The sequence below is a fragment of the Blautia hansenii genome (assembly GCF_013304445.1).
Classification (GTDB): domain Bacteria; phylum Bacillota; class Clostridia; order Lachnospirales; family Lachnospiraceae; genus Blautia.
Genome location: NZ_JAAITA010000027.1, coordinates 23,233 through 29,682, shown reverse-complemented (window position 1 = coordinate 29,682; position 6,450 = coordinate 23,233). Strand labels below are relative to the sequence as shown.

At 43.3% G+C, this 6,450-nt stretch carries 5 protein-coding genes and 1 tRNA gene; 5 read left to right on the top strand and 1 reads right to left on the bottom strand.

The window, feature by feature from the left end; genetic code table 11:
* The first annotated feature begins 474 nt into the window (after positions 1-474).
* The 5 genes from G5A70_RS13965 (at position 475) to G5A70_RS13945 (ending at position 5,096) form a co-directional block, all read left to right on the top strand.
* A tRNA-Leu gene (locus G5A70_RS13965) sits at positions 475-558 on the top strand.
* A gap of 286 nt (positions 559-844) precedes the next feature.
* Positions 845-2,704 (top strand): TIGR03960 family B12-binding radical SAM protein, encoded by a 1,860-nt coding sequence (locus G5A70_RS13960; protein ID WP_173750136.1) that lies wholly within the window; start codon positions 845-847, stop codon positions 2,702-2,704.
* Positions 2,694-3,401: a TIGR03936 family radical SAM-associated protein gene (locus G5A70_RS13955; protein ID WP_173750135.1), complete on the top strand. Its 708-nt coding sequence runs from the start codon at positions 2,694-2,696 to the stop codon at positions 3,399-3,401. Before G5A70_RS13960 ends, G5A70_RS13955 begins: the two co-directional genes overlap by 11 nt.
* The gene (locus G5A70_RS13950) at positions 3,394-4,602 is read left to right on the top strand and encodes a ribonuclease E/G (protein WP_226853452.1); all 1,209 of its coding nucleotides are present in this window, start codon (positions 3,394-3,396) and stop codon (positions 4,600-4,602) included. The genes G5A70_RS13955 and G5A70_RS13950 overlap by 8 nt, the downstream gene beginning before the upstream one ends.
* Complete coding sequence (locus G5A70_RS13945) at positions 4,599-5,096, top strand: NUDIX hydrolase (RefSeq protein WP_173750134.1); 498 nt, start codon at positions 4,599-4,601, stop codon at positions 5,094-5,096. The genes G5A70_RS13950 and G5A70_RS13945 overlap by 4 nt, the downstream gene beginning before the upstream one ends.
* A gap of 70 nt (positions 5,097-5,166) precedes the next feature.
* Here the strand turns inward: G5A70_RS13945 and G5A70_RS13940 are convergent, their stop codons facing one another.
* Entirely contained in the window at positions 5,167-6,447 is a 1,281-nt protein-coding gene (locus tag G5A70_RS13940; RefSeq protein ID WP_173750133.1) for an amidohydrolase family protein, read from the bottom strand.
* Positions 6,448-6,450: the final 3 nt, after the last annotated feature.

The following is a 6,450-nucleotide window of genomic DNA, read 5'->3' as shown; positions in this document are numbered from 1 at the left end:
TAAAGATTTCTCCCACCACCCGCATAGCAGGTGGTTTATTTCATTGCTGACACAAAAAAAGCGTCTACCAAAGTAGAACGCGAATAATAAGTCATAAAAAAGGATAAACTTTACCTTCTGCAAATACATTACACGCCTTCACATCTACTCAAGATACTGAAAAACTACCAGGAATAAAACATTCCTGCAGCTGTGCTTCTTTTATTCATTCACATTATCTCACAGTAAAAGCAATACGTCAAACGCTTTCAAATTATCTATAGTCATTCTGATAAATGCACTCTGAATTCTATTTTTTAACAGAATACATAATTAATCATATGCCCTCTTACACCTCTCCTGTTTCCCATTATCGCATAAAGCAACATGCACACCCTACACTCTCATTTTAAAATTTTCTAAAAAACTATTGACGAGTTGGAAAATATTTGCTATACTTTCATTTGTCCTTTGGGAAAACCAAATGACAAGCGAGCGGGAGTGCTGGAATTGGCAGACAGGCAAGACTAAGGATCTTGTGTCTGTATAGACGTGTGGGTTCAAGTCCCATCTCCCGCAGTTTTATACAGAGTGTAAAGAGGGCTGAAATCCTAAATACAAAGGGTTTCAGCCCTTTTCATTTCTCTCTCCCTTCTTTAGCAGCACTACTTTCTCTTTTGTATTTTTGCAAAATTTCAGTCAGAAATCCAGTAAGATTTGACAGAGGGAACAGTATTTAGTACAATTTAGGAGATAAAATAGGATACATGATGTCTATTATAAAAATGATAGTCGGTATATTTCTGTATAAACAGTAAAGGAACCTTGCTTTACAGTTAATAAAATCTAAAAAATGGAGGTTTTCATGAGAAAACTAGCTTTAAGCGATGAAATATTACTAAAAATCGAGAAACCAGCCCGCTATATCGGGAATGAAGTGAACTCGGTAATGAAAAACAAAGATGAGGTAGATATCCGTTTCGCTATGTGCTTTCCAGACGTCTACGAAATCGGAATGTCCCATTTGGGAATCCAGATTCTCTATGACATGTTTAACCAGAGGGAAGATACCTGGTGCGAAAGGGTATATTCTCCCTGGCCGGATTTGGACAAAGTGATGCGGGAGAAAAAAATTCCTCTGTTTGCATTGGAATCTCAGGATCCGATTCGTAATTTTGACTTTCTGGGAATTACCATTCAGTACGAAATGTGTTATACCAATATTCTGCAGATACTGGATTTAAGCGGTATGCCTTTAAGAGCAGCGGATCGGGACGAAAGCTGGCCTTTGGTTATGGGAGGCGGTCCTTGTACTTATAATCCGGAACCATTGGCGCCATTCTTTGATTTGTTCTATATCGGAGAAGGAGAAACTGTCTTCGGAGAAGTTTTGGATTCTTATAAAAAATACAAAAAAGCTGGAAAAAGCAAAAAAGAATTTCTGGAAAGAGCTGCGGAAATTCCCGGAATTTATGTACCTTCCTTCTACGATACCACTTATAAGGAAGACGGAACCATTGCCTCTTTTGTGCCTAACAATCCGCATGCAAAAGAAAAAATCGAGAAACAGGTCGTTATGGATATCACCAACACCTATTATCCGAGGAAACCTGTCGTACCTTTTATCAAAGCCACACAGGACAGGGTAACTCTGGAAGTACAAAGAGGCTGTATTCGCGGCTGTCGCTTCTGTCAGGCGGGTATGCTGTACCGCCCTACCAGGGAAAGAGATGTAAAATTTTTAAAAGATACAGCAAAAGCCATGCTGGACAGCACCGGACACGAGGAAATTTCCCTTAGTTCTCTGAGTACCAGCGATTATTCTAAACTGCAGGAATTGCTGGAATATTTGATTGACGACTGTTCTGAAAGAAAGGTGAATATTTCTCTGCCTTCTCTTCGCATTGACTCTTTTTCTCTGGACGTTATGCGTAAAGTACAGGATATCAAAAAAAGCAGCCTGACCTTTGCACCGGAAGCAGGTACTCAGAGAATGCGGGATGTGATTAACAAAGGGCTCACAGAAGAAATCATTCTGGAAGGCGCAGGCAAAGCCTTTGAAGGCGGTTGGAGTAGAGTAAAATTATACTTTATGCTGGGACTTCCCACAGAAGCAGAAGAAGATATGAAAGGAATTGCTCATCTGGCCGAGTCCATTGCCAAAAGATATTATGAAATCCCAAAAGACCAGCGACACGGCAAATGCCAGATTGTAGTCAGCACTTCTTTCTTTGTGCCGAAACCTTTCACTCCATTCCAGTGGGCCGGAATGTTCCGGAAAGAGGATTATCTGGAGCGAGCAAAAATTGTCAAGGAAGAGATTAAAGCACAGTTGAATCAGAAAAGTATTAAATACAATTATCACGAAGCTGATGTAACCGTTTTAGAGGGAATTCTGGCCCGCGGTGACCGAAGAGTGGCGGACGTATTAGAAGCAACTTACCGAAAAGGTGCTATTTTTGATGCCTGGTCCGAATATTTCCGCTATGACCTCTGGATGGACGCTTTTGAAGAGGCAGGTCTTGACCCGGAATTTTATACTTTAAGAGAGCGCCCGCTGGACGAAATTTTCCCGTGGGATTTCCTGTCCATTGGAGTAACACGGAAATTCCTGGAAAAAGAATGGGAAAAAGCCCATCAGGAAGCAGTTACGCCAAACTGCAGAATGAAATGTTCCGGCTGCGGTGCGGCAGCTTACAAAGGAGGTGTCTGCATTGAAGGTTAGAGTAAAATTTGCAAAACAGGGAGCCATGAAATTTATCGGGCATCTGGATATTATGAGGTATTTTCAGAAAGCTATCCGCAGGGCGGACATTGATGTGGCGTATTCTGAAGGATTCAGTCCCCATATGATTATGTCTTTTGCTGCCCCACTGGGTGTAGGTGTGACCAGCACGGCAGAATATTTTGATATGGAAATTCAGACATCCATACCGTCCAAGGAGGCCATCAGACGACTGAATGATACTATGGCAGAAGGTATGAAAGTGCTTAGTTTCCGGCAGATACCAGACGGAAAAGCCAATGCGGCCATGGCTCTTGTGGCGGCTGCCGATTATCAGGTGAATTTCCGGGAAGGTATGGCACCCGGAGACGACTGGAAAGAAAAGGTACAGGCCTTTATGGAACAGCCGGAAATTCTGGTTGTAAAGAAAACGAAAAAGAATGAAAAAGAGGTGGACATTAAACCTTTTATTTATGACTTACATTTAGATAACGGAGGAATATTCCTTCAGCTTGCAGCCGGAAGTGTCAAAAATACCAAGCCGGAGCTGGTAATGGAAGCATTTTATCAGTTCTGCGAGAAAGAATTTGATAGTTTTTCTCTTTTGGTGCATCGCCTGGAAGTATATGCAGATAAAGGGACAGAAACGGAACGAAAACTGATTTCTCTGGAAAACCTGGGAGAAGACCTTGAGTAGGCTGATACTGACTCCCATGGAATACAAAGGCATTCCCATGCTGACGGCTGCGTTAGAAGAAAACGGGCGTATCTGTCAGATAAATCCCATGGGAATGTCAAAAAGCTGTATTCTGGGAAATATTTATATTGGAAAAGTAAAAAATCTTGCTAAAAATATTCATGCAGCTTTTGTGGAAATTGCAGAAGGCCAAATGTGCTACTACTCCTTGGATGAAAAGGAACCGCCTGTTTTTGCCAATCCCAAAAAGAATGAAGAAATCAAACCGGGAGACGAAATTGTGGTACAGGTGGCTCGGGAAGGAATAAAAAGCAAACTTCCCTATGTGACAGGCAATCTGAATTTTACCGGTCATTATCTGGTGCTCACTTCTCACAGAAAAGAACTTGGTTTTTCCGGGAAACTGACAAAAGCGGAAAAACAGCGTTTTCGGGAACTTCTGGAAAACCGCATGCCGGAAAATGCAGGTATCATTGTCAGAACCAACAGCCGGAATGCAGCTGATGAGGAGATTCTGATAGAACTGGATTTGCTGGTGCAGAGATACCAACAGGTTTTATTGAAAGGAACATCCCGGGTATGCTTTTCTCTTCTGGAAGAAAGCCTGCCGGAATATATGCAGGTTTTGCAGAACGTATACACCGAACATCTGGAAGAAATTGTGACGGATAACAAGTCCTTGTATGAAGCGGTTTCCAGTTATGCCAAAACCGCCTTTCCCGAAAACACACAAATCCGCTTGTATGAGGACAAACTCCTTCCGCTCTACAAATTGTACAGCCTGGAAAGCGCCCTGGAACATGGACTGCATGAAAAAGTCTGGCTGAAATCCGGCGGCTTTCTGGTCATTCAGCAGACCGAGGCTTTTGTGTGTATTGACGTCAATACCGGAAAGTTTACAGCAAATAAAGAAATGGAGGAAACCTTTCGAAAAATCAACCTGGAAGCGGCCGCAGAGATTGCTTTGCAGCTAAGACTCCGAAACCTGTCCGGTATCATTCTCATCGACTTTATTAACATGAAAAGCCCGAAGCATAAAAAAGAACTGATGGAAAATCTGCAGGCGTATTTAAATCGTGACCCGGTAAAAGGAACGGTGGTTGATATGACTTCCCTGAACATCGTGGAAGTAACCAGAAAAAAAGTGCGGAAGTCTCTTACAGAAGAAATGAAAGAACTGGCAAAGGAGGTTGTATCTTGAAAGAAAAGTCCCAGCTGACCACCTTGTGTTATATTGAAAACCAGGAACAGTATCTGATGCTGCACCGGGTTTCAAAGAAAAATGACGTAAACAAAGATAAATGGATTGGCGTTGGCGGCCATTTTGAAGCCAATGAGAGTCCGGAGGAGTGCCTCCTCCGGGAAGTTCACGAGGAAACCGGACTGACGCTCACTTCCTACCGTTTTCGCGGATTGGTTACCTTTCATCTGGAAAAAACAGACGGAGATTTTTCAGAAACAGAGTACATGTGCCTGTATACGGCAGATGCATACGAAGGTGAAATCACTGAATGTGAGGAAGGCGTACTGGAATGGGTGGATAAAAAAGATTTGTTCCGGTTAAATCTCTGGGAGGGGGATAAGATTTTTTTCCGTCTTCTGGAGGAAGACAGAGTTTTCTTTTCTCTCAAACTCAGCTATGTGGAAGATGAACTGAAAGAGGCGGTTTTGGATGGAAGGACACTGGATTTATGAAACTTTTCTTCTATCCAAAATAGCTCACTCTTTCATATTCATATTTTCTATAGAATCTTTTTCTGAAAAATCAGCGAATACATACTCCATTCACATACTTGCACACAATATTCTGCTCATCCCCCAGATAAATAAAACGCTCCAGCCTCTGTGAAACCTCCAGCTTCCGGGGCTGGGGCAGACTGGTGTCATCCAAGACCAGCGCATCAAACGCATACCCCGGCAAAAAACTTCCCACGTTTCCGAAAAAAGAACCTCCACCCAAAGTTCCCATATAAAAGACCTCTGGAAATGTAAGAGGCTTTGCCTCGGAATCCACCAGACGCCAACGCAGCTTAGAGCACTGCACCGCATCAGCCATGGCACGCAGAATGGAAGTGTTGCTGCCTGCCGCCATATCACTGCCCAGTCCTATTGAAACGCCCGCGCTGAGAAACTTTCGTACCGGTGCAATTCCGGAGGACAGATTGGCATTGGACTGCGGACAATGAGCCACATAAACGCCCTGCTCTTTCATCAACTGGATTTCCTCCTCGTCTACCCAAATACAGTGCGCCATCACCGCAGGATAAGTTCCGCCGAAAAGTCCTGCCTGAAAATAAGCATCGCTGTAAGATTTCGCCTTGGGACACAATTCCTTTACCCAGGCAACCTCCTGAGGATTTTCCGATAAATGAGACTGAACCGGCAAACCATATTCCTTCTGAATCGTTCTCAGCTCTGCCATCAGTTCATCACTGCAGGCCGGAATAAACCTTGGGGTCAGAATGGGCCTGGTATGTCTGTATTTTCCCTCTGTCTCCTGTAACCACCGTCTGGTTTCTGCTGCAGAACTCTGTGCGCTTGCCTCTTCCAGATTTTTTCCGCCGTTTCTGTCCATATTCACCTTGCCTGCATACGTTTCCAAACCGGATTCTTCCAACAAATCCATCAGAATTTCTGTGGCTTCTACATGAAGAGTGCCAAAGATAACGGCTCTTGTCACTGCACTTTTTTTCAGTTCCTCCACATACATGCCATATGCCCTTTGAGCGTATTCCAAATCCGCATATCGGGCCTCTTCCGGAAATGTATGGGTGTTAAGCCATTCCAAAAGTTCCAAATCCATTCCCTGCCCCCGAAAAGCATACTGGGGCGCATGGGCATGCAAATCCGTCAGTCCCGGAATCACCAGAACGTCTCCCATATCTCTCACCTCAAAAGAGGCAAACTTCTGAGGTATCTTTTCAAAAACTCCCTGGCAGACACCATCTTTACAGACTGCATAACTGTTGGGTTTTATGTGAAGTTTTTTCTTTTCATCGCTATAACAAATATGTCCTTTCAGCACAAAAGATTTTTTTCTGTCCATTCT